Raw genomic sequence first — 23126 nt, 5'->3', positions numbered from 1 at the left:
TTACGCACGTGATTTCCTGACAATTTGGCACTGCGCATAGGCAACCTGGCATCCGGCATAGCTATCTCCGTCAGCAAAAAGGTAATAATTCTCACTTACAATTAGACATGCCTTTGGAGATATTCATGTTCGCGAAGACTCGCTTGGCGCTGCTGGTGGGATGGGTGACCGGCTGCGTGGCTTTTCCTCTGCTGGCGCAGGAAACAACAAAAAACGATACGGTGGTTGTCACCTCGCAGATGCAGAGCGGGGCCACGAAGCTTGCCACGCCGGATATTGAAACGCCGCAGTCGGTATCGATCGTTACCCGTGAACAGTTTGAAGAGCAGGGCGCAACCAGCGTGCGCCAGGCTGTCAGCTATACGCCGGGGGTGTACAGCAATCAGATTGGCGCCTCCAACCGCTTTGACTACATCGTGTTGCGTGGCTTTTCTGACGGTAGCCTGGATAACGTCTATCTCGATGGTCTGAAGATGATGGGCGACACCAACTCACACAGCTCGCTGGTGGTTGATCCGTGGTTCCTCGAAGATATCGAAGTCGTACGTGGCCCGGCTTCCGTACTGTATGGCCGTTCCTCCCCGGGCGGTATTGTGGCGCTGACCTCACGTAAGCCGTCGTTTGATGCGGGCGGTGAAGTGAAGCTGTTTGCTGGCAACAATAACCAGCGCGGCGCGGCGTTTGACGTCACCGGGGCGCTGGATGATAACGATCGAGTGGCGGCGCGATTGAGCGGGATGACGCGTTATGCGGACTCGCAGTTTGGTCCATTGAAGGAAGAACGTTACGCGCTGATGCCCAGCCTGACCTGGCGTATCACCGACCAGACGCGTCTGGATCTGATGGCCTATCTGCACCGTGACCCGGAAGGCGGAAGCCACTCCGGTCTGCCGTATGACGGCACCGTGGTTCCGCATTACGGGCAAAAGATCTCCAATACCTTTTACGAAGGCGAGGATGATTATGACAAATACGATCGCCGTGAAAACATGGTGGGCTACAACATTGAGCATATGTTTGATAGCGGTTGGTCGGTGCGGCAAAAGCTGCGCTATCTGCATACCGACGTTGAGCTGAACCAGGTGTATGCGGCGGGCTGGTTGAATGAAACCGAGCTTAATCGCGGCTACTCCGGCTCCGATGAAAAAATGTCGGCGATTACGCTGGATAACCAGCTCGACGGCAGCTTTGATACCTGGCAGGTAAACCACCGTCTGCTGGTGGGGATCGACTATCAGGATCGCAGCAACAATACCACCGGCTACTACGGCGCTTTCCCCCCGATTGACGCCTTTAATCCGGTGTACGGCGCGAAGCCTGATTACATCGACATGTATGCGCGTGAGAAACACAAGCTGCGCCAGACGGGTTACTATTTGCAGGATCAGATGTCATGGGATCGCTGGCGTATTACGCTCGGTGGTCGCTACGATCAGGTCAGCGTTTCTAATATTGATAAGATCAAGGATACTCGCAGCGATCTGGATAAAAACAACTTCAGCACCCGCGCCGCGTTGCTCTATTTGTTCGATAACGGCTTTGCGCCGTACGTGAGTTACTCCACTGCTTTTACGCCCACCAGTTTTGCCGATGAGAACGGCAATCTGCTGGATCCGATGAAAGGCAAGCAGTGGGAAGCCGGGCTGAAATATGAGCCGGAAGGACTTAACAGTCAGTTCAGCGCGTCGGTGTTCCGTATCAATCAGACGAATATAGCCACTAAAGAAGAGCCGACCGATCCATACCGCTCGATTGGGGAAATTGAATCTGAAGGGGTGGAGCTGGAGGCAATTAGCCAACTGACGGATAGCTTCCGTTTGCAGGCGGCGTATACCTATACCGACATTCGCTATAAGAAAAGCAGCCCGGAAGAGCAGGGCAAGCGCGCAGTGTACGCCCCGCGTAACCAGGCCAGTGCCTGGCTGAGCTACGATGTAAAAAGTGGTCCGCTGGACGGTCTGACGTTGGGTTCAGGCGTGCGCTACGTTAACGGTATTACCAGCGATCGCTTGAATACTCACACCCTGCCGTCATACACACTGGTGGATATGGTGATTGGTTACGACTTAACGAATATCGGTATTAATGGGTTGAGCGCGCAGCTGAACGTTAACAACCTGACCGACAAGCGCTACGTTGCGGCCTGTAACTCGCTCTCATACTGCTACTTCGGCGCCGAGCGCAGCATTGTCGGCAGTGTGTCCTGGAAATTCTGATGTTTTAGCCGGATGCAGCGCTGGCGCCTTATCCGGCCTGGTGCAGTGTGTAAATTGTATGCCTGATGAGCGTAGCGCATCAGGCATAGTGGATTGCGGTTATTGTGTAAAACCGTTTTGCATACAAATCTGCGCGCTGGTTCTCAGAGTAAAGGCGACTTTGTCTGGGTACTGACTGTAATAGTTATGCTCTTCTTCCAGCCCTTTTGCCTGCGCCAGACGTACCGTTTCCAGCGAGCAGGTACGGTAGATCAGGTCTTTATTCATATTGGTCTGCTTCTCGCGCTGTTTATCTGCGGACAGCGCCAGCCAGTTTTCGGACAGTGAGTAATCGTAGACCACCCGATTTCCTTTCGCCTGCACGTTCTCAATGGTAATAAATTCGTCGATTTTCAGTCTTGGCTGCCCACGCATTTTTTTCTTATCTTCTGCGGCGGCATATTGGGCCAGCGCATGAATATCCATACTGGCTATTTTCTGTTTATAAGCATCTACATAGGCGGTAGGTTGCTGATAATGCTGAGCGTAAGCGTTTCTTAATTCCCCGTCACTCATCGTACAACCTGCCAGAAACAGAGGTAATAGCAGTGCCAGTTTTATTTTAGTCATGATGTTATCCCGTTCATTATTTTGATCCCAGTCGCCCATAACAAAATAGAAAAATTATTACGGATGATATTTAAGGTTGTATAAACGAGAGCACGATGGCACAAGTTCAATTGTCTTAAAATGGCAGGACAGACGGGAAACCCTGCCAGAATTGGCAGGGTTAATGGATGAAGAGGATCAGAATTCCATTTTCACCGTGAACTGCACTTCTCGTGGGTCGCCAATCTGATTACCCAGATTATTGGTGGCAATGGATGAAGTGTAATAGGTCTTATCAAACAGGTTTTTCACATTGAGCTGCAATGTGACCGGATACTGCAGCTTCATTTTATAAGCGGCAAAGGCATCGGCGACAAAATAGCCCGGCAGATAATAGTCTGCGCCATTGGTTGCGGAACGGCGGCTCACCCCATGACCCCCACCGCCAATCGTCAGGGTATTGCCCATAAAGGCATTCTGAATATCGTAGGTGAGGAATAATGAGCCGGTATGCTTCGGTACATTAGGCAGCGGCTTACCTTTGTAATCAGGATCTTCCGTCACTTTCGCGGCGGTATAACCGTAGCTGGCGATGATATTGGTGTTGGTGGTCAACGAACCGGCGACATCCACTTCCACACCTTGTGAACGCACGCGACCCGCAGTTTTCGCCACAGTTTCGCCATTGATCATTTCGTTGTACAGCACATTGCGTTTATCAATATCAAACAGGGCAATATTGGCGGTGATACCGTCAAAGATATCGAATTTTGCCCCCACTTCATAAGCCGTTGAAGTTTCAGGTGGCAATTCGCCAATATAACTGGCGATAGAATATTGCGGCATGAAGGATCGCGACACGTTACCGAACAGCGATACCGACGGCGTCAGTTTGTACACCATACCGAATTTGGGCACCCACTGTTGGTCGGTACTGTCGGTGTTGACGTTGAACGGACGGCCTTTGCCAGCGTATTCGGTGTAGTACTGATAACGCATCCCGGCGACGGCGATCCATTTATCGGTCAGGTACAGCGCGTCCTGCACATACGCAGAATAGCTCTCTTGTTGAATAGTCTGATCGCTATCAGCGGCAGAAACGTTAGTACATTTATCCAACGTACCGTAGACAGGATTATAAATATTGAACCCTTTTACGTTCTTGCAGCGGATCATGTCGGTGCGTAGCAGATCGTAGTTCTCATAAGAGACGCCGGTGAGGATCTCGTTATAAAAGCCAGCGATATCGACGTTGCCCTGTAAATCGGCACGTGTGGCGTGCATGCGCTGAGTGGAGCCTTGAGTGGCATCAACACGGCGGGTAAGATTTCCGCTTGCAGAATCATAAGCCATCACGCGAGCCTGATTATCGCTGTATTTATCCTGACTAAAGCTGTAGTCGAATTTCGCTGTCCATTCGCTGTTGAAACGGTATTCGGCATTCAGCTGCGCCAGATCCGATTCGCCATCGGTGATATTAAACGGCTCATCAAAACGGGTTTTGCGATCCACATTCACCGCGTGTTTGGTGTTGAGATCGAAAATGGTGCCGCGATCGAACGGGGCTTTATAGTCGCGATGTGAATAGAGCACGTTGACGGTGGCCTTGTCGCCAAACCAGGTAAGGGACGGGGAGATGAAGCTGCTCTGATTGGTGCCGAAGTTACGCCAGTAATCCTCATGCTGATATTCGCCAATCAGGCGATAGGCTAACTGCGTGCCTTCAATCGGCCCGGTCACGTCAAACTGCCCTGTGCCACCGCCAAAGCTGCTGGAGGTTGCTGAAATCGACCCGCCAAACTGTGTTTCCGGACGTTTGGTGACGACATTAATCAGGCCGCCGGGATCGAGAATCCCATACAGGGTTGAGGCCGGGCCTTTCAGCACTTCCACGCGTGAGGTGGCGGCGTTAAAGCTGCGCGGCAACACGGTTTTCAGACCATTGGTCATCACCGAACCGTCACGGTTTGCGCCGAAGCCACGGCGGACAAACGCATCCTGTGTGCCACCTAATGTGTTGGTTTGCACGACGTTACTAACGTTATACAGCGCTTCGTCCAGCGTCGTGACATGCTGATCTTCCAGAACTTTATCGCTGACAGTGTTCACCACTTGTGGGATATCCAACAATGGCATGGATGTCAGCGTCGCGGTGGACGAACTCAGCGGTTGATAACCCGATGTTACGGCCTGATCGGCAGACGATGCATCTGCCCGAACGGTGATGGTATCTTCCCCTTTAGGCGGAGTCGTCTCTTTCTCCGCTGCAAATACCGCAGGTGTTGTTGTCATGCCCAGAAAGAGAGCAGAGCACAATGCCCGCCCTTTCATCCCCGAAAAGTAAGTCGTTAACTCAGCCATTATTTTATTTATTCCGCAAAAGACCCTGCCAAAAATGGGCAGGGAAACAAGTTGATTCAATTCATTGCCCGGCTTGCCAGCCCTGCATTTATCCATCTGTAAGCCAGCGTTACTGGCGTCAGATGTGTAATTGAGAATCATTCAATCATGAGTGTTTGTAGTAGTAAACGTAAAATTGAAAAAGAAACTACAAGCGATTTGACGCAATTTAACCGTCGTTTTTTTAAGAGTATTTAATTTTCAATATATTGAAAAAGAATGATTTTTATTGATTTTTCAGCGTTTTTTATTTGTGCTTTAGTTGTTGGCGACAGGTGATGTAACTACAGGGTGTAATTGCTTGACTACTACAGTGCAAGCCAGCAAGATCACAAAGAGAATGAGTTTTATTTTTATTTAGAGAATTACGCATGCAGGCTTTGCCATGCGGCGGCGCAGGAGTGAACATGCCACAGCATGTGGAAAATATCGCCCACAGAACGGGCATTGAACTACAACAGCTTTCTGCGGGTTATCGCCATAACACCATTGTCCACGATATCTGTCTCACTATTCCGCAAGGCAAAATGACGGTACTGGTGGGGGCGAACGGCTCGGGTAAATCAACGTTGTTAAGCACTATCGCCCGTATGTTGAAACCGCACGGCGGCAGCGTATTGCTGGATGGAAAAGCCATTTATCAACAGCCTACCAAAGCGGTTTCACGCCAGCTCGGCATCCTGCCGCAATCCCCATTGGTGCCCGAAGGACTTACCGTTTTCGAACTGGTATCGCGTGGGCGTTTTCCCTGGCAGAACATGCTTTCGCAATGGACGGACGATGACGAACGCGCCGTGGAGCAGGCACTCCAGTTAACCGGAACTGCTGATTTTGCGCATTTGCCGGTAGAGAGCCTTTCCGGTGGGCAACGTCAGCGCTGCTGGATTGCGATGGCGCTGGCACAGCAAACGCCGGTCATCTTGTTGGATGAGCCGACTACGTTTCTCGATCTGCGCTATCAGGTGGAGATCCTCGAACTGTTGCATTCACTGACTCGTCATCATGGCCGTACTGTGGTTGTGGTCCTGCATGACCTGAATTTTGCCGTGAATTACGGGGACATGCTGGTGTTCCTCAAACAGGGGACGTTGCAGGGCGTCGTGCATGATGGCGAAAACTGCACGCCCGAGTTGATTAAGCACGTGTTTGACGTCGACGTGCAGATGTCGGTGAATCCTCTCACCGGCAAACCGTTCTTTATGCCGTTCCGCGCGCCGGGCGGGCAAGAGCAATGACGGTCATGGCAAGCACACTGGCTCGTCGCCGTGGCCGGATTATGCTGGCGTTCCCCGTGTTAACGCTGCTGTTGTGTGTTCTGGCAGTGGTGCATCTGGGTGTGGGCGCACGCACTATCAGCCCGCAGACCGTCGTGCAGGCGCTGTTCCACTTTGACGCGAAAAATTTCGACCACCGGATTATTGTCTCCTTACGTCTGCTGCGCATGACGGCGGCGATGCTGGTCGGCGCGGCGTTAGGTGTTGCGGGGGTTCTGTTGCAGGCGTTGATTCGTAATCCGCTGGGAGAACCGCATATTCTGGGGCTGAATGCCGGTGCGGCGTTTGTCGTTGTGTTGTGCACCGCGCTTGGCGTGACGGGGGTAAGCCAGCCATTGCTGGCGGCAGGCGGTGCTGCGGCACTCTTTTCGTTGGTGATGGCGCTTGCATCTGCCGGGCGCGGTGGCTTAACGCCGCTGAAGGTCACGCTGTGCGGCGTGGCGCTGTCGGCCATGGTGTCATCGCTTACTGCGGCCATCCTGATTCTGGATGAACAAACCCTGTTGGCAATGCGCACCTGGCTGGTGGGTGATCTCGCGGGTCTGCGTTGGGAAAGTGTCAAAAGTGCCGTTCCCCCGTCGCTTGCCGGTATGGTGCTGGCGATCGCTATCGCGCCGGGCCTGAATATTCTGGCTCTCGGCGACCGTATGGCCTGTGGGTTAGGGGTGAACATTCTGCGCATACGCTTGCTGGCGATGATCGCCATTGCGCTGTTGTGCGGTGCGGCAGTTTCTGTCGTGGGGCCGCTGGGATTTATCGGCCTGTTAGTGCCTAACGTTACCCGCCGTCTGGTAACAAAAGATATTCGTCAGATGCTACCGACGTCGGCATTGCTGGGCGCGGCGCTGCTGCTGCTGGCGGATATTGCCGCCCGCACGGTGCTGGCTCCGCAGGAGCTGGCTACAGGGATCATGACCGCCCTGGTGGGCGCACCGGCGTTTATTTTCATTGCGTCGAGGTTTTTGAAATGAACGATATGCTGCAACGTGCAGGGCTTCGTGCATGGCGGGTGGGTGGATTTTCTCGTGTCATTCGTCCCAAAACCGTGCTGTACAGCCTCAGCCTGACGGTGCTGGCAATCGCATTACTGCTGTTTGGCGTGATGCAGGGGTCGCTCCCGGTTCCGGCTTCCGCTATCGGACGGGCGGTGTTTGACCCTCAGGCGTTGACGGCTCAGCAACAGTATGTCGTTTGGGATGTACGACTGCCTCGACTGCTGATGGCGCTTCTGTGCGGGGCGATGCTCGGATTGGCAGGGGCGGCGATGCAATCTATCACCCGCAACGGGTTGGCCGATCCCGGGCTCATCGGTGTCAAAGAAGGGAGTTGCGTGGTGGTACTGGCCCTGGTGCTGCTTTTCCCGTCAGCAAGTCTGGTTTGGCGGCCCCTGGCGGGAATGGCCGGCGGCGCACTGGTCGCCACACTGGTGATGCTGCTGGCCCGTGATTTCTCCCGGCCTCGCTTCGTGTTGATAGGCATTGGCGTGTCGTGGTTCTTTGCCGCGGGAATGGGCGTATTTATGACCACCGCCGATGTCCGTGACGTACAGACTGCACTGGTCTGGCTGGCGGGGAGCCTTCATGCCGCCACCTGGCCACTGCTGCTGGTGGCACTGGTCTGGACGTTGCCTGCGGCCATCATCTTATTTGCCACGGCGCGCGCTTCGGATATGGCGCTACTTGGCAATGCGACGGCAACGGGGCTAGGAGTCCATTTACCCCGACTGGCGTTGTTGCGTTTTCTCGCGCCGGTTGTACTCACCGCCGCCAGTGTTGCCTGCGTGGGCAGCCTCGGTTTTGTCGGGTTGATGGCGCCACACATGGCACGATTCTGGCTGCGTGGCGGACAAACAGCGCTGCTGTGGGGAAGTGCGTTGATCGGTGCGTTGCTGGTGCTGGTCACCGATACCGTGGGTCGTCTGGCGTTTGCACCACTGCAAATCCCCGCCGGGATCGTCATTGCCCTGGTCGGTGGACCGTTCTTTTTGCTGTTGCTCTGGCGTCGCCGGGATCGTTTGTAATTGTTAAGAGGGTATATGCGTTTAATCTTTTCATTGCTGCTGCTGGTCGGCTGCACCGTCCAGGCGGCGGAGCCTGTTCAGTCATTTACTGACGATCTCGGGCGAGTGGTGAACGTGCCGTTGCATCCGCAGCGTATTGTGTCATTGCACGATCTCGACATCACTATTCCGCTGATCGAACTTGGCGTGCCTCCGGTGGCCAGTCATGGCCGAACGCGCCCGGATGGCAGCCATTTTTTACGCTCCGGCGTGCTGCTGACCGGCGTGGATTTTGATAATTCGAACATGACGTATATCGGTACGGCAGACATTGATATTGAAGCCATTGTGGCGGCAAAACCGGATTTAATTATCACCGAACCCAGCCGTAACACGCCGATTGAGCAACTGGAAAAAATAGCGCCGACGGTCAGCATCGATCATCTTGATGGCGGTGCGCCGGAAATCTACCGCAAGCTGGCGCAGCTTACCGGTACGCAGAACCGGCTGGCATTGCTGGAACGGCGCTACCGTGAAGAAATAGCCCAGCTCAAGCGGACGGTCGATACGCAGCACATCTCTGTGGCGGTAATACAGGCCAATCAGGGCAAAATCAATGCGTTGCACACCTATCATTCCCTGGGGCGAGTTTTACGTGATGCTGGTTTCACTTTCCCGAAGATTATCGACAGTATTCCGCCGGGTGGGCGCATTGATGTCAGTGCGGAACGTCTGCCTGAACTGGATGCCGATTTTGTCTTCGCGACCTGGCGTGGCGATACCGGCGGTAAACCGCAGGATGAAATCGCGGCGATGGATGCGGTGATGCCTGGCTGGTGTGAGTTCCTGACCGCCTGCCAGCGCGGACATTACGTTTTACTCTCCCGTGAAGAGGCGATATCTAATTCCTATGCCTCGCTCAGTCTGATGGTGGCGCAGGTGCAAACGCACATCGCCGGACGATGGCTACCGGAGGCTAAATAACCATGCTGACGGCGAAAAAAGCCAAAAACCGTATTGATGTCTATGGTGACCGTTTTCGCGCCCGGGCGCATTTACTCTCGCCACGTATGCAGGCCGTGGCGCGTTATATCAACGAAAACCGCGAAGTGGTGCTGGAGTTTACAGCGATAGAAATCGCTGCCGCCACGCAAACATCTGACGCGACGGTGGTCAGGGCAATTCAGGCGCTGGGGTTTGCCGGGTTGCGCGATTTAAAGCAGACCATTGAACACTGGTTTGGCCCTGGCGTGACCTCAGAAGAGAAGATGACCACCACGGTGAATACGCTCTCTTGCGATGTTAATTCCAGTATTGATTTTGTCTTGCAGGGGCATCAGCGTACCTGTGAAGCGCTTTCTACACCGCAAAACCGCTATGCAATTGCCCAGGCGGTGGCATTACTGGTAGAAGCCCGTCAGGTGGGAATTTTTGGTATTGGCGCATCCGGCGTATTGGCGGATTATACCGTTCGTCTGCTCAGCCGTATTGGCCTGCCTGCGGTAGCATTTAATCGCACCGGGATTAACCTCGCGGAGCAACTGATCGCATTGCAGCGTGGAGATGTGCTGATCATGATGGCGCAGAAATCTCCGCACCGGGAAGGGCTGACGACCATTCGCGAGGCCAGGCGGTTGGGTGTCCCGGTTATTTTACTGACGAACGCGCTGGACTCCCGTTTTAGTAAAGAAGCGGATGTGGTGATTAACGTGCCGCGCGGCGGCGAGAATGGGAAAATGCCGCTCCACGGTACGGTGCTGGTGTGTCTGGAAATGATTGTGCTGTCTGTCGCTTCCACTGCGCCGCAGCGATCAATTAAATCCGTGAAGCGGGTTAACGAACTGTATCGGGGCATTGGTAAATCCGGGGCGAAGAAATAAACCGGTGATATCCGCTGTGTAGGCCGGGTAGGGTGTTGTCGCCACCCGGCATAAATGCAGACAGTTCAAACCATTAATGGCCGATCATTCTGGCCTTCGGGATCAACTGGAAATACATATGATCCGGCACCGGCGTCTGCCAGACGTTGGCGTACACCGCATAACCTACGGCGGCAAACAGAATACCAAGCACCAGTAGCGCCATGGCAACACCTGACATCGTCCTCTGACGCCATAACGATTTACCACCGTTGCCTTGTGCTCCAGGCGGAGTCTGCAGTGAAAAGCTCAGCGTTGAGGCTACCGGGCAGGATTCAACGCAGGTCATGCAGCCAGTGCATTCCACGGTACGCACCTGAATCAGTCTGTCGACCGGGATATTCGACGGGCAGTTTTTCGCGCATTTTCCGCAGTCGATGCAACTGTCTGCGTTACGGCGGATTTTAAACGGCGAGAATAGCGAGAACAGGCCGAGCAGCGCGCCATAAGGGCACAGATAGCGGCACCAGGCATTGCGAATAAACAGGCTCAGGACGCTGATAACGACAAGAAAGATGAGCGTAGCGGAGCCAATATGGCGAAAGAAATCGAGCATCTTCACGTCGATAATCATGCCATAGGCCGACATTAGAAAATACTGAATCCCCTGTGCAGGCATCGACAGGGCGATATACAAAAAGAAACTCAGCAACAGATACTTCAGACTGAGCAGCGGGATATCCAGCCAGCGGGGCAGCGTGAAGTTGCGACCAAAGACTTTTTTCCCCAGATTGCCGAGCAGTTCGGACAGTGTGCCCACTGGACATAACCACGAACAGAAGGCTTTTTTTAACAACAGACTAATCAGGATAAACGCAACTAACAGCAGCATGGAGGCGGCATGGATAGGAGGAAGAAAACCAGTCTCCAGCGTATAGCGGATATTCATCAAGCCCGCGATCGGTAGCCATCCCTCAATACCACCAGGCCTTGGAATATAGACGCTGGTGCCGGCGGTTTCGAAATAGCGGACCCAGTAATAGAACGTTACGCCAATATAAATATTAATAGCCAGCAGGAGAAACTGGGTGGCTTTTCGCCAACTGCTGGCATTTCGCCAGTCATTCCACGGCAGTTTGCCTCCGATCGTGCCAGGACGGCGCTGCCAGCGCGTTCTCTTCTTCCCATTCATGATTTTATACTATCCCTCATATTTCCCCTTCTGCATTCAGAAGGCGTTATCACCGGGATATGCTAGCGCTATTTAGATTTGGTGTATTTGATTTGCATCTTATTACGTGGCTGTTATTTTCATCATGCAAATATGCCTGAATAAAAATAACAGCTCGATATTTATCGCAAGCCAGATAAATACCCTGAACGGGGTATTTATTTCTCTGCAGGGCAATGGTTATTCCTGATAAACCTCAACGCGGTCGCGACCATTACTTTTTGCCAGATAAAGTGCGCGATCGGCTTTATCAACCAGCTGTTTGTAGTCGGGATGATAATCATATTCGGCAATACCGATACTGACGGTAATAGAAAACGTTTCTGTCGCAGAGGCTGCCATGCGCATCCCAGCAATTTTCATGCGCAGCGTTTCCAGAATAATACTGGCCTGCGATTCATCTGACTCGACGAGCAGAATCATAAATTCTTCACCACCGTAGCGGAACACATAATCGCTGCTACGGATATGATCATAAATGACCGCTGCGACATTTTTGAGCGTCAGATCGCCGATATTATGCCCGAAGTTATCGTTAATTTGCTTGAAGTAGTCGATATCCAGCATCGCCAGGCTAAAAGGCTTACGCGCATGTAACGCCAGCGAGATTTCACGTCGCATGATGGTCGGAATAAAGCGGCGATTAAGCAACTGGGTCAGCGAATCTTTACCATTTTCCTGCTTAACCAGCGCCTCAAACATTGAAGCGAGCAGGAAATGGATTTTTGCCGACAGCTGGCGAACATCCTGTAATAAGCTCATCCGCTCGGGTTCTGTGGGCTGATGCTGAGGTGACAGGGTTGTCGTCAGACGGGTGTCGATCTCTGCAATCAGTGATTCCATTTCTTTGAGCAAATTGCTGTTGCCAAGAATATGTTTTCCCTTATGTGAGAACCACATACCAAAATCAGAGTTCGCCAGAAACACCATTTCACCGAAAGGCATTCCGGTAGCAATGTTATAGATAAACTGGTTTTCCCAGTCGGTAAACGAACGGATTTGCCGCTCGCGCTCGACGTTAACGTCATCGTAAATAGTCTGCAGACGATACTGCTCTTGTGTATGCAGGGAGTTTTGGTAGCTTGGGGAATAGGAGACGGTCATGGCCTCCAGCGCAGTATCCATTGCCAGACTGCTGAAACAGATAGCATTGCTCAGCAGGGAAGACGAGTCGTCAGCTTTGGTTTTCAACACCCGATACAGCTCATCTTTGAGCTTACGCGCGCCGCGGTTCACCAGATCGATGGGCAGACCGATACGGGCATGCACTACGCCAATTTTGCGTTGTTTGGCCAGCAGCTGTGAGAGATCTTCGTGCGCGCTGCCGAGCACGCTGCGTAACCAGTCAAACATACTGCCGCTGAGGCGGGTACTGACCTGTTCTGTATTGAGGAACAATGCACTCTGGGCATGAGAGAGCATATAGTCATAAAAAACGGTCACTAAATGGTGGATCTCTTCATCGCTTAACGATGTGAGGAGCGTGTGAACGTCAGGCGATGTTTGTCGTATCAGCGCCTGCCATTCTGTAAGGAGTAATGTGTCGTTTACCGGTTCAATCTGTTCCATCTCGCTGCCACTCAACGTGCGATTAAAAATTCAGGCAGTATTACGGACAATTACCTCACGATGGTCAAGTTAAACTCTTTTATCGATGGCTAATACCCTCATAAATAAGCCTGAGCGCGAAGACACCTATTATTGCGCCAATGATTCGGCTGGCAACGCATTGGATGCGACCATACGCCCGTCGCACTGCAGGCAAAGAAAATGCCTGGCTGAGAAAAATACGCCAGATAACGGAAGACAACACAATACCTGCCCAGGCCATCAGTCTGGCCCACGTAGGTGTGTCTGCGCTTAAGGTGACCGAGAAGATACTAATAAAAAACAGTACGGTTTGCGGGTTCGATAAATCCGTTAGTAATCCTCGGCGGAAAAATACATACCAGGGGGCGGAAATCGGCTGCTGTAGCGTGGGCATTTGCGGCGTGGCCTGATGGCGGATGCTGTTCCAGGCAAACCACAGCAGATAGACGCCGCCGACAATCTTAATCAATGAAAATATCTCTTCACACTGGGTGATTAGCGTTGCCATACCAAAAAGCCCAAGGCCGGAGTAAAACGCATCACCTAAGGCGACCCCCAGACCGGTCATCACACCTGCGCGTCGTCCGGATGCCAGGCTAGTTTGTACCACTACGAACAGATTTGCGCCGGGGTTAAAAAAGGTTGAAACAAACAGGCTGACGGTGAGCATGACGGCGTGTAGCGGTTCCATAGACAACCATTCCTCAAATATTCATAAAGTTAACACTATAATTTCAGCGAGCTGGCTGTTCTGAGGATCAACTCACACTGGCTATTGAAACTTTGATCTGGTTGATGTGCTGATACTCGACGGCCGGTTTTTCTGCGCTGCAAAATTTCTATATATTTCTGCTGAGTGTGGATTTTTTATCCAGGCTGGACTAGTTATTAATCATCCTTGAATCGCGTTATCTCATGTTCAGGGATCGATGATGGCGTCATAACAAAACCTGGAGCTGGTCTATGAAAACTGGAATTAAAGTACTTATTGGTGCGTTAGCTTTTGTCGTGACCAACGCATATGCCGCGGAGTTTATGACAAAGCTTGAGTTTGAAAAGGTTGAGTCGCAGTACACAAAAATCGGTGATATCTCAACGAGTAATGAAGTTTCTGTCGCAGATGCCAAAGAAGAACTGCTGAAGAAAGCCGAAGAGAAAGGTGCCGATGTTGTGGTATTAACTTCCGGTCAAACGGATAATAAAATCCATGGCACAGCCAATATCTACAAGAAAAAATAATACGCTGCTGTAAAAATCACTATTCCCGCCGGTCATTGTACCGGCGGGTTTTCTTTTAATCTGCGCCAGAACGTGGTTCTGCTAATTCCGAGATAGCGTGCAGCCGCGGTTTTATCACCATTGAATTGTGCCAACACCTGCTGCGGCGTCAGCAATGACGATGATTGTGGTGAGTCTGCAACAATGGCCAGTTCCGGTAATAGCTGTTGTAAAAAATCAACATTCAGCTCCGGCTGCGGCTCGACGCTTAAAAATAGCGCCAGGCGCTCCATCATATTACGCAGTTCGCGGATATTCCCCGGCCAGCCATAATTCAGTAACGTCGGCTGACTTAAACCCAGCCCATTGCGTACTGGCTCAGAAAACGGCACATCCAGTTCCGCCAGCGACTGTTTTAAAAAATCTTCTGCCAGCGGCAGGATATCGGGCAAGCGCTCGCGTAGCGGCGGCAGCTTGAGGCGTAAAATGCTCAGGCGATAAAACAGATCGGTACGAAACTCCCCCTGTTTCATCTCCTGCTCCAGATTACAGTGTGTGGCGCTAATCACCCGGACATCGACCGGAATAGGCTGATGCCCACCGACTCGGGTGACCTCTTTTTCTTCCAGTACGCGCAGCAGCCGGGTTTGTAACGGCAGCGGCATCTCGCCTATCTCATCAAGAAAAAGGGTTCCGCCATGAGCAATTTCAAACAGGCCCGCGCGTCCTCCCCGACGAGAGCCGGTAAAGGCGCCATCTTCATAGCCGAACAGCTCCGCTTCCAGCAATGATTCGGTGATTGCTCCGCAGTTGACGGCAACAAACGGCGGTGAGGGTTTACCGCGCCGATTCTCCTGACGAGTGAAAAACTCACGGTGAATGGCCTGTGCCGCCAGCTCTTTGCCCGTACCGGTTTCACCCTGAATTAGCACCGGCGCACGCGAGCGGGCGTAGAGCATAATGGTGTGTCGCACCTGTTCCATCTGCGCAGAATGACCGCGCATATCACCGAGCGCGTAGCGGGTGCGTAACGTATCGCCAGAAGCGTACTGACCGTTTCTACGCAGCGTCAGGCGGGTCATATCAAGCGCATCGACAAAGGCCTGGCGCACGGTGGCCGCCGAATAGATAAAGATGCCGGTCATACCTGCTTCTTCTGCCAGATCGGTAATCAATCCCGCACCAACTACCGCCTGCGTGCCGCCAGCCTTCAGCTCGTTGATTTGCCCGCGGGCATCTTCCTCGGTGATATAGCTGCGCTGTTCAAGCTGCAAATTAAAGGTTTTTTGAAAGGCGAGAAGCGCAGGAATGGTTTCCTGATAGGTAATGACGCCAATCGACGAGGTGAGCTTCCCTGCTTTTGCCAGCGCCTGTAGCACGTCAAATCCGCTGGGTTTAATCAGGATCACCGGGATCGATAAACGGCTTTTCAGATACGCCCCGTTGGAGCCAGCCGCAATAATGGCATCACAACGCTCGGTAGCCAGTTTTTTGCGGATATACGCCACCGCTTTTTCGAAACCAAGCTGAATGGGGGTGATGGTCGCCAGGTGGTCGAACTCCAGGCTGATGTCGCGAAACAGTTCGAACAGGCGCGTGACAGAAACCGTCCAGATAACCGGTTTGTCGTCGTTCACCCGCGGTGGAAGATGCGTATCAGCCATAACTAACCCAAAAAGTAAGGAACCGAGTATTAGGGTTTAGTTGTGTTTCATAAATGTTGCAATGAAACATTCAGGTCAGTTTCATGAAACGATAGCTGACACGCTTTAAGCTTCAATTTATTCAGTACGTATCCAATCTCTTGCTATAAATTTTGTTTTGATAAATTTCCTGCTACAGAAGGCCCGTAATTGACTGCTGTAAGTGTTCCTTGCTCCATAAGTAAGACTCGATCTGCTGATGCAAGTGTTTCAGGCCTGTGAGCTATCAATAATATTGGAAGCCCGATTTGGCGTAGTGTTTGACTGATAATTATTTCACTTTCTACATCCAGGTGGCTTGTTGCTTCATCTAGTAATAAAAAAAACGGTTTTTTATATAATGCTCTGGCAAGGAGTATTCGTTGTTTTTGTCCCCCTGATAGTCCACCCCCATTTTCACCAATTAATGTCTGATATCCCATGGGCATTGCTACTATGTCGTCATTGATTAAGGCCAGTTGCGCACAGTGAATCATTCTTTCGTGGTTTTTTTCTTCATGAAAGAAGATTATGTTGTCAGCTATTGAACCTCGAAACAAAATATCATTTTGAAGAACGGCTCCAATATTTTTACGTATGTGTAAATAAGCCGGATGGTTGTTTTTTATACCTAAAGTTAGTATTGAGCCTTCAGTTGGATGGTCAATTCCTAAGATAATATTTAATAAAGTTGACTTCCCACATCCGGATTTTCCTGTGATGGCTAAAATTTCATTTTGGTGAAGGGTTAAGGATAATTTATTGAATAATAATGATTTTTCTCCTTTGTGGTGAAACGAGATATTTTCGACTACCACTGGGTACTCTGCTTTTATTTTTGGAGTCTGGGCGATACTTGCGTTAAAAATTGGAGACTGTTCGTGTTTTAACTCAATACTAGTTTGAGCTGCATTATCCTCTCTTTGAGTCATGACAATATCTGCAAGACGCTCATTGTAAATGTCAAGTAAGCACCAGGAAAAAATAGAGTCAGTTAGGCTACTAATACTGGATGAAAATCGGGTATGAAAAGAGAGATAGGCTACAAGCATACCTACGGTGAAATTGCCATCTAAAACTTCTCCTGCGCCTTTCCATAGAATAATCACGGAAGCAATACTTTTTGTGAGAGTATTGGCAATATCAAATCCCATGATGAGTCGGCTTTGTTGCAACTGTGTATTTCTTCTCGATACGTTGAGATTCAGCCAGGCAGCTTCTCTGTGTGCTGTAACGCCATTTACTCTGAGGCTTAAAATCCCATTTAAAGTTTCCAGGAAATAACTTGACTCCCGAGCTTCAGCATCCCAGGCATCCTCTGTTGCCTGCCGTATAGCTGGATGCCAAAGAATTCTCAATATCCCGTAAACCAAAGCTGATAATAATGCAATTAGGGTCATTGTTGGGCTGTATAGCAACATCATACTTAACGATGTTATAAGCAAAAGAAAGTCGAGAATACCGCCAAGTACTTGTAAGGTTAGGGCTTGCTGAATGTTATTTATGGCATTGAAACGAGCTTCAATACTTCCTTGGCTTCTGGCATTGAACCATGTGAGAGGAAGCCTCAATAGATGATGAAAAACGTTAGCAGTCCATTGCATATTAAAATTTACAGACATGTTTATACTGGTTAATTGTCTGGCAAGGGAAAGTAACAACTGTGTTATAGATAGTAAAGCTAAAGAAATAACAATAACAGTTAATAGATTTTCATCTGCAGCAACTAAAACTTCATCAATAACAATTTGATTAATTAATGGTCCAGCAAGAGTGATTATTTCTAGTGCCAGAGCAAAAATTATTATGCGAAGCATAGAAGAAAATAACCCTTGAGTTTTTCCTGTTAACTGCCTTAATCGTATTTTTGTTTTTTCATTACGAGGTGTAAAATTACTATTTGGAGTTAGTTCGAGTGCTATTCCTGTAAAATGTTTCCCCGCTTCTGAGACAGAAATAGATAACTTTCCTTTGTCGGGGTCATGGATTGTCAATTTATTATTATGAACCTTACATAGTACAACAAAATGATTCATATTCCAGTGAAGTATGCAGGGAAGATTGAGTGATTTAAGATCGTTTGGCTCCAATCTAACTGGTCGAGATGAAAAATTGATATCTGATGCACAATCAATTAAACGCTGTAGAGTCATCCCTTGCGTGCTTATATTAAAACGGTTACGAAGTGTGGGTAGATCAATTAATAGCCCATGCCAACTGGATATCATCGCCAGGCAAGCCAAACCACATTCCGCAGATTCTGTTTGTCTAATCATGGGGGGGGATTTTCTATCGATCAATTTTGTTTTTATCATCATATTTTTCCTTTGAGAGACCAGATTGGTTCTGTTAGCCATTCCCATAAATATCTGGTGTCCAGGCTGACATCCCCTTCAAGTAGCATTCCTGGTCGGAGTGTTTCTTTTTTCCCATAGGCCAAAATATAGGATAATTTAGGTTCAACAATTACACGATAGTGCCCTTCGTTAACAGTCCAGGTTAGAGGTGTAATTGAGAGCAAATCTGATGGTGATAACGTTGTTCGACTTATTTCACGAATAACACCGTATTGAACACCAAATTTCTGATATGGGAAAGCCTGAAATCTTAATGATACTTTCTGATTCGCACGTATAAAGCCTGCATTCTGGCTGGTTGCATAAAGCTCGATTTGAAGTTTTGTATTCTCAGGTATTAATGTTAATGCAGGTTCATATGCTTTGACTGATTGTCCTTGTTTTACAAGAATGGCCGCCACTGTACCTGAGACAGGTGCTGTCAATGCAAAATTTTCTTGGCTGGAAATTTCGACTTGTTGTTTTCGTATCTCTTGTAACTGTCTTTCTAATTCTGTATTCCTACTTTGCCCTTGAAGAGTAAGATGTGAAAGATTATCTTTGGTAGTGTCTAGTAAAGTGTGAAGTTGTAGAAGTAATTGGCGTTGGTTTTCCACATTTTCTTTTGCTGCTGTTTCTTCTATCTGTTTCTGTTGATAGTCAATGTCAGATACATATTTTTGTTTAATAAGTTTCTGATAACGTTTTACGGTCGCGGATGAAAGCTCTACTTGGTTTTTTGCTAGTGACAACCTTTGTTCTGCACTTTTTATTTGTAATAAAATTAATGGGATTCGCTGTTTTGCTGCTTGCTGTTGTTGATCGTTGTCAAGTTTTTCAAGATTTTGCTGTGTGGTAAGCATTGCATATTGAGCTTGCAATGATTGATTTATTATTGCGAATGTTCCAGTCCCCTGACGATCATAATGTTCGCCACTGATTTGATAAAGTAATTGTCCCTTTTCAACATGATCACCCTCTTTGACTGTTAACTTTGTTACATGACCATTAAATTTTGGAGTTATTTTTATCAAACCTGATGAAGGCATTACTATTCCAGTGAGACGAGATTTTCTCGTATACTCTCCAAAGGTAATAAATATAGCTAACATAATTATTAGTAGGATGGTTGCAATAGTGCTAATAGTCATACACAGTGAAGACTGTATGAGAATATCTCCGGTTGTTACTCTATAGTGATTATCGAGAACTTCTTTTCTGAATAATTCCATCATTTAAATCTATAATTTATAAAACATATTGATATTAGGTCATTCATATACTTTGTGAATAACTGGGTGTGCATATTATTAATAGATTTAACAACGTGTTTGTGTCAAGCCCTGTTAAATGGAAGTGTTGTTGCTTTGAATGCTTTTTTGACTTGTATTCGTGCAAAAAATGTATTTGAGGTTTGTTATTAAAGGGTTTTTGATTTTGCGGTGAATGTCTCAAAAACATACTTAACTTTAATTGCTTATTTGCTGGTATTAAATTTTATGTTAAAAGTGTTAGTGAGGTAATTATCGGTTTTGGTTTTTATTGAAAGGAGTAATTAAGTATGAGTATAAGGGAATTATCATTAATGGAAATAAGTTGCGTATCAGGTGGAAATGCGAACTCAAATTATGAGTCGGGCAGGAACGCAGGTAGCTCTTCTTCCAGAAACAATAACAAAAATAGTAGCAGTGGTAATCGCTCTGGTTTTTACGGCAGTTTAGGGCAGGATGTGACTAACTGTAATAATGGAATTATTGGCGGGGCTATTGCAGGCATGATGGGAGGTCCTGCGGGAATGGCTTTAGGTATCATGGGCGGGGGATTGGCGGGCGGTTGTTTTTCTAATGGTGGCAATAATAGTAATGGTGGAGGAACTGGTACTAACAGTAATTGTAATTCTGGAGGGATGGGGGGAGTTTGCAGATAAAAATTGAAAATAATGGAGGGATGCCTCCATTATTGATAATGGTTGATAAATATGATGAAAAAAATAATAAGATTAGCTGGGGTCTTTGTTGCTGTGTTAGTCGCTTCTTCTGTACTGAGTGGAGCTGGAGTGGCATTTACAGAGACCTGGTATCCAGCTCCAGAGGTATTCTCAAAATTTATTTTGGTGATCTCAACAATGTTATTTTTTGTTCAAGTATTATTGAGGATTTTAAATAAATTTTGATTTCAAAAGTATGAACCACACTTTTGGAAAGCTGTGAGATGCCTTGTGTGGTTAAAATCAAGTAATTCAAATTTAACTCTGTTTCAAAAATGTTTCAACGAAACGTTTAATACCGTTCCGTTGAAACATTAACATAATGTGTTATTTGAAGTTTTTATTACATTGTTATTTATAATGCATTGTTGTTAATGGTTTTATTGAAAAAAATTGCTCATAAAAATTTTTTGGCATACCCCTTGCTTTAAGTAAATCAACGAATGCTAACAAGTTGATAACAAGAGGACGGGATATGTCTCTACACTCCCCAGGGCTGGCGTTTCGCGCCACGCTCAGCAAAGAAAATCCATTACAAATCGTGGGCACCATCAACGCCAATCACGCTCTGCTGGCCCAACGTGCCGGGTATCAGGCGATTTATCTCTCCGGCGGCGGCGTCGCGGCAGGGTCTCTGGGGCTGCCGGATCTCGGTATTTCAACCCTTGATGATGTGCTGACTGATATTCGTCGCATTACGGATGTTTGCCCGCTGCCATTGCTGGTGGATGCGGATATCGGGTTTGGATCGTCAGCGTTCAACGTGGCGCGTACCGTGAAGTCGATTTCCAAAGCGGGTGCTGCAGCGCTGCATATTGAAGATCAGATCGGCGCTAAGCGCTGCGGCCATCGCCCGAACAAAGCGATCGTCTCTAAAGAAGAGATGGTCGACAGGATCCGCGCCGCGGTGGATGCACGTACCGATCCCAACTTTGTCATCATGGCGCGGACCGATGCGCTGGCGGTGGAAGGGTTAGAGGCAGCCATCGATCGTGCCCAGGCGTACGTCGAAGCAGGCGCGGACATGCTGTTTCCGGAAGCCATCACCGAGCTTGCGATGTACCGCCAGTTTGCCGACGCGGTGCAGGTGCCGATCCTCGCCAACATTACCGAATTTGGCGCTACGCCGCTGTTCACCACCGATGAACTGCGCAGCGCAAACGTCGCGATGGCGCTGTATCCGCTGTCGGCTTTCCGCGCTATGAACCGCGCTGCGGAAAAGGTTTACAACGTGCTGCGTCAGGAAGGAACGCAAAAGAGCGTGATCGACATTATGCAGACGCGTAACGAGCTGTACGAAAGCATCAATTACTACCAGTTCGAAGAGAAACTCGACGCGTTGTATAGCAAAAAGTAACCGTCGTAGGCCGGATAAGGCACAGCCGCCATCCGGCAATAAATTTGTACCCTACATATTATAAAAATGACGAGGACAACATGAGCGACACAACGATCCTGCAAAATAGTACCCATGTCATTAAACCTAAAAAATCGGTTGCGCTGTCAGGCGTTGCCGCCGGAAATACTGCGCTGTGTACCGTAGGCAAAAGCGGTAACGACCTGCACTATCGCGGCTACGATATTCTCGACCTGGCGCAGCAGTGCGAATTTGAAGAAGTCGCGCATCTGCTGATCCACGGGAAATTACCCACCCGCGATGAACTCACCGCCTATAAAAGCAAACTCAAAGCGCTGCGCGGACTGCCCGCTAACGTACGCACCGTGCTGGAAGCGCTGCCTGCTGCCTCGCATCCGATGGATGTGATGCGCACCGGCGTCTCCGCGCTGGGCTGTACGCTGCCGGAAAAAGAAGGTCATACCGTCTCTGGCGCGCGCGATATTGCCGACAAGCTACTGGCATCGCTCAGTTCAATCCTTTTGTACTGGTATCACTACAGCCATAACGGCGAGCGTATTCAGCCGGAAACTGACGATGATTCCATTGGCGGTCACTTCCTGCACCTGCTGCATGGCGAAAAGCCTTCGCGAAGCTGGGAAAAAGCGATGCATATTTCGCTGGTGCTGTACGCCGAGCACGAATTTAACGCCTCCACCTTTACCAGCCGCGTGATTGCCGGGACCGGCTCCGATATGTATTCCGCGATTATCGGCGCGATTGGCGCACTGCGTGGACCGAAACACGGCGGGGCGAATGAAGTGTCGCTGGAGATCCAACAGCGCTACGAAACGCCGGACGAAGCCGAAGCGGATATCCGTAAACGCGTGGAAAACAAAGAAGTGGTGATTGGCTTTGGTCATCCGGTTTACACCATCGCCGACCCGCGCCATCAGGTGATCAAGCGCGTGGCGAAACAGCTTTCTCAGGAAGGTGGTTCGCTGAAAATGTACAACATCGCTGACCGTCTGGAAGACGTAATGTGGGAAACGAAAAAGATGTTCCCCAACCTCGACTGGTTCTCGGCGGTCTCTTACAACATGATGGGCGTTCCCACCGAAATGTTCACCCCGCTGTTTGTTATCGCCCGCGTCACCGGCTGGGCGGCGCACATCATCGAACAGCGCCAGGACAATAAAATTATCCGTCCTTCCGCCAACTATACCGGCCCGGAAGATCGCGAATTTGTCCCGATTGAAAAACGTTGCTAATTCAAAACCTCATACCCTAAATAATTCGAGTTGCATGAAGGCGGCAAGTGAGTGAATCCCCAGGAGCATAGCGAACTATGTGACTGGGGGGAGCGAGCGTAGCCAACGCGCATGCAGCATGAAGTATGACGGGTATAAA

General features: G+C 49.5%; 19 protein-coding genes. 11 read left to right on the top strand and 8 right to left on the bottom strand.

The features are described from left to right. Positions 1-107 precede the first annotated feature (107 nt). Positions 108-2216 (top strand): ferrioxamine B receptor FoxA, encoded by a 2109-nt coding sequence (gene foxA / locus SK39_RS06340; protein WP_129622532.1) that lies wholly within the window; start codon positions 108-110, stop codon positions 2214-2216. Positions 2217-2315: 99 nt separating this feature from the next. Here the strand turns inward: foxA and SK39_RS06335 are convergent, their stop codons facing one another. Further along, on the bottom strand, positions 2316-2825 hold the full coding sequence (locus tag SK39_RS06335; protein WP_003021281.1) for a hypothetical protein: 510 nt from the start codon (positions 2823-2825) through the stop codon (positions 2316-2318). A 177-nt stretch (positions 2826-3002) separates the two neighbouring features. Beyond that, entirely contained in the window at positions 3003-5165 is a 2163-nt protein-coding gene (locus SK39_RS06330) for a TonB-dependent siderophore receptor (protein ID WP_048216788.1), read from the bottom strand. Between the two features lie 446 nt (positions 5166-5611). Here SK39_RS06330 and SK39_RS06325 point away from each other — a divergent pair, with 446 nt between their 5' ends. From SK39_RS06325 to SK39_RS06305, 5 genes are read left to right on the top strand one after another with little or no spacing between them, the layout of a single operon-like run. Further along, positions 5612-6439 (top strand): ABC transporter ATP-binding protein, encoded by an 828-nt coding sequence (locus SK39_RS06325; protein ID WP_032937018.1) that lies wholly within the window; start codon positions 5612-5614, stop codon positions 6437-6439. Next, positions 6436-7449, top strand: a complete 1014-nt coding sequence (locus SK39_RS06320) for a FecCD family ABC transporter permease (protein ID WP_003021289.1) — start codon at positions 6436-6438, stop codon at positions 7447-7449. Before SK39_RS06325 ends, SK39_RS06320 begins: the two co-directional genes overlap by 4 nt. Continuing rightward, on the top strand, positions 7446-8498 hold the full coding sequence (locus SK39_RS06315) for a FecCD family ABC transporter permease (protein WP_048216787.1): 1053 nt from the start codon (positions 7446-7448) through the stop codon (positions 8496-8498). The genes SK39_RS06320 and SK39_RS06315 overlap by 4 nt, the downstream gene beginning before the upstream one ends. 15 nt (positions 8499-8513) lie before the next feature. Then, on the top strand, positions 8514-9461 hold the full coding sequence (locus SK39_RS06310) for an ABC transporter substrate-binding protein (RefSeq protein WP_003021295.1): 948 nt from the start codon (positions 8514-8516) through the stop codon (positions 9459-9461). Between the two features lie 2 nt (positions 9462-9463). Continuing rightward, on the top strand, positions 9464-10357 hold the full coding sequence (locus SK39_RS06305; protein ID WP_048216786.1) for a MurR/RpiR family transcriptional regulator: 894 nt from the start codon (positions 9464-9466) through the stop codon (positions 10355-10357). Positions 10358-10430: 73 nt separating this feature from the next. Here SK39_RS06305 and SK39_RS06300 read toward each other — a convergent pair whose 3' ends face one another. From SK39_RS06300 to SK39_RS06290, 3 genes are all read right to left on the bottom strand, one after another. After that, on the bottom strand, positions 10431-11528 hold the full coding sequence (locus SK39_RS06300; protein ID WP_032937015.1) for a 4Fe-4S binding protein: 1098 nt from the start codon (positions 11526-11528) through the stop codon (positions 10431-10433). A gap of 219 nt (positions 11529-11747) precedes the next feature. Then, positions 11748-13136: a diguanylate cyclase gene (locus SK39_RS06295; RefSeq protein ID WP_032937014.1), complete on the bottom strand. Its 1389-nt coding sequence runs from the start codon at positions 13134-13136 to the stop codon at positions 11748-11750. 79 nt (positions 13137-13215) lie between these two features. Continuing rightward, positions 13216-13848 carry a LysE family transporter gene (locus SK39_RS06290; RefSeq protein ID WP_048216785.1) on the bottom strand — a complete coding sequence of 211 codons (633 nt, stop codon included), beginning with the start codon at positions 13846-13848 and terminating at the stop codon, positions 13216-13218. 272 nt (positions 13849-14120) lie between these two features. Between SK39_RS06290 and yahO the strand changes: the two genes are divergently transcribed. After that, a complete protein-coding gene (gene yahO, locus SK39_RS06285; RefSeq protein WP_003021310.1) occupies positions 14121-14396 on the top strand; it encodes a DUF1471 family periplasmic protein YahO in 276 nt (91 codons plus the stop codon). 32 nt (positions 14397-14428) lie between these two features. On the opposite strand, the gene prpR is transcribed toward yahO, so the two are convergent. The 3 genes from prpR to SK39_RS06270 all read right to left on the bottom strand — a co-directional run bounded on the left by prpR (position 14429) and on the right by SK39_RS06270 (position 19442). Then, the gene (gene prpR, locus SK39_RS06280) at positions 14429-16039 is read right to left on the bottom strand and encodes a propionate catabolism operon regulatory protein PrpR (RefSeq protein WP_048216784.1); all 1611 of its coding nucleotides are present in this window, start codon (positions 16037-16039) and stop codon (positions 14429-14431) included. A 143-nt stretch (positions 16040-16182) separates the two neighbouring features. Then, positions 16183-18372 carry a peptidase domain-containing ABC transporter gene (locus SK39_RS06275; protein ID WP_048216783.1) on the bottom strand — a complete coding sequence of 730 codons (2190 nt, stop codon included), beginning with the start codon at positions 18370-18372 and terminating at the stop codon, positions 16183-16185. Next, positions 18372-19442 (bottom strand): HlyD family secretion protein, encoded by a 1071-nt coding sequence (locus tag SK39_RS06270; RefSeq protein WP_342289800.1) that lies wholly within the window; start codon positions 19440-19442, stop codon positions 18372-18374. Before SK39_RS06270 ends, SK39_RS06275 begins: the two co-directional genes overlap by 1 nt. 512 nt (positions 19443-19954) lie before the next feature. On the opposite strand from SK39_RS06270, the gene SK39_RS25465 reads away from it, so the two are divergent. The 4 genes from SK39_RS25465 (at position 19955) to prpC (ending at position 22987) form a co-directional block, all read left to right on the top strand. After that, a complete protein-coding gene (locus tag SK39_RS25465) occupies positions 19955-20320 on the top strand; it encodes a hypothetical protein (protein ID WP_071701336.1) in 366 nt (121 codons plus the stop codon). A 51-nt stretch (positions 20321-20371) separates the two neighbouring features. Continuing rightward, positions 20372-20566: a hypothetical protein gene (locus SK39_RS27065; RefSeq protein ID WP_129622448.1), complete on the top strand. Its 195-nt coding sequence runs from the start codon at positions 20372-20374 to the stop codon at positions 20564-20566. A gap of 289 nt (positions 20567-20855) precedes the next feature. Then, complete coding sequence (gene prpB, locus SK39_RS06265; RefSeq protein ID WP_048216782.1) at positions 20856-21737, top strand: methylisocitrate lyase; 882 nt, start codon at positions 20856-20858, stop codon at positions 21735-21737. An 80-nt stretch (positions 21738-21817) separates the two neighbouring features. Then, a complete protein-coding gene (gene prpC / locus SK39_RS06260) occupies positions 21818-22987 on the top strand; it encodes a bifunctional 2-methylcitrate synthase/citrate synthase (protein ID WP_003838667.1) in 1170 nt (389 codons plus the stop codon). Positions 22988-23126: the final 139 nt, after the last annotated feature.

Origin of the sequence: Citrobacter sp. BIDMC107, assembly GCF_001037575.1 — a bacterium.
Taxonomy (GTDB): domain Bacteria; phylum Pseudomonadota; class Gammaproteobacteria; order Enterobacterales; family Enterobacteriaceae; genus Citrobacter; species Citrobacter freundii.
This window is presented reverse-complemented; position numbering and strand designations above follow the sequence as displayed.

Bases quoted from the DNA above. Each gene is read 5' to 3' on its own strand.
- SK39_RS06275 (WP_048216783.1), bottom strand. From the start codon at position 18,372: ATGATAAAAACAAAATTGATCGATAGAAAATCCCCCCCCATGATTAGA.
- SK39_RS06305 (WP_048216786.1), top strand. From the start codon at position 9,464: ATGCTGACGGCGAAAAAAGCCAAAAACCGTATTGATGTCTATGGTGAC.
- SK39_RS06270 (WP_342289800.1), bottom strand. From the start codon at position 19,442: ATGCCTTCATCAGGTTTGATAAAAATAACTCCAAAATTTAATGGTCAT.
- SK39_RS06330 (WP_048216788.1), bottom strand. From the start codon at position 5,165: ATGGCTGAGTTAACGACTTACTTTTCGGGGATGAAAGGGCGGGCATTG.
- SK39_RS06325 (WP_032937018.1), top strand. From the start codon at position 5,612: ATGCCACAGCATGTGGAAAATATCGCCCACAGAACGGGCATTGAACTA.
- prpR (WP_048216784.1), bottom strand. From the start codon at position 16,039: ATGGCTGATACGCATCTTCCACCGCGGGTGAACGACGACAAACCGGTT.
- SK39_RS25465 (WP_071701336.1), top strand. From the start codon at position 19,955: ATGAGTATAAGGGAATTATCATTAATGGAAATAAGTTGCGTATCAGGT.
- SK39_RS06315 (WP_048216787.1), top strand. From the start codon at position 7,446: ATGAACGATATGCTGCAACGTGCAGGGCTTCGTGCATGGCGGGTGGGT.
- foxA (WP_129622532.1), top strand. From the start codon at position 108: ATGCCTTTGGAGATATTCATGTTCGCGAAGACTCGCTTGGCGCTGCTG.
- SK39_RS06320 (WP_003021289.1), top strand. From the start codon at position 6,436: ATGACGGTCATGGCAAGCACACTGGCTCGTCGCCGTGGCCGGATTATG.
- SK39_RS06335 (WP_003021281.1), bottom strand. From the start codon at position 2,825: ATGACTAAAATAAAACTGGCACTGCTATTACCTCTGTTTCTGGCAGGT.
- yahO (WP_003021310.1), top strand. From the start codon at position 14,121: ATGAAAACTGGAATTAAAGTACTTATTGGTGCGTTAGCTTTTGTCGTG.
- prpB (WP_048216782.1), top strand. From the start codon at position 20,856: ATGTCTCTACACTCCCCAGGGCTGGCGTTTCGCGCCACGCTCAGCAAA.
- SK39_RS27065 (WP_129622448.1), top strand. From the start codon at position 20,372: ATGATGAAAAAAATAATAAGATTAGCTGGGGTCTTTGTTGCTGTGTTA.
- prpC (WP_003838667.1), top strand. From the start codon at position 21,818: ATGAGCGACACAACGATCCTGCAAAATAGTACCCATGTCATTAAACCT.
- SK39_RS06300 (WP_032937015.1), bottom strand. From the start codon at position 11,528: ATGAATGGGAAGAAGAGAACGCGCTGGCAGCGCCGTCCTGGCACGATC.
- SK39_RS06295 (WP_032937014.1), bottom strand. From the start codon at position 13,136: ATGGAACAGATTGAACCGGTAAACGACACATTACTCCTTACAGAATGG.
- SK39_RS06290 (WP_048216785.1), bottom strand. From the start codon at position 13,848: ATGGAACCGCTACACGCCGTCATGCTCACCGTCAGCCTGTTTGTTTCA.
- SK39_RS06310 (WP_003021295.1), top strand. From the start codon at position 8,514: ATGCGTTTAATCTTTTCATTGCTGCTGCTGGTCGGCTGCACCGTCCAG.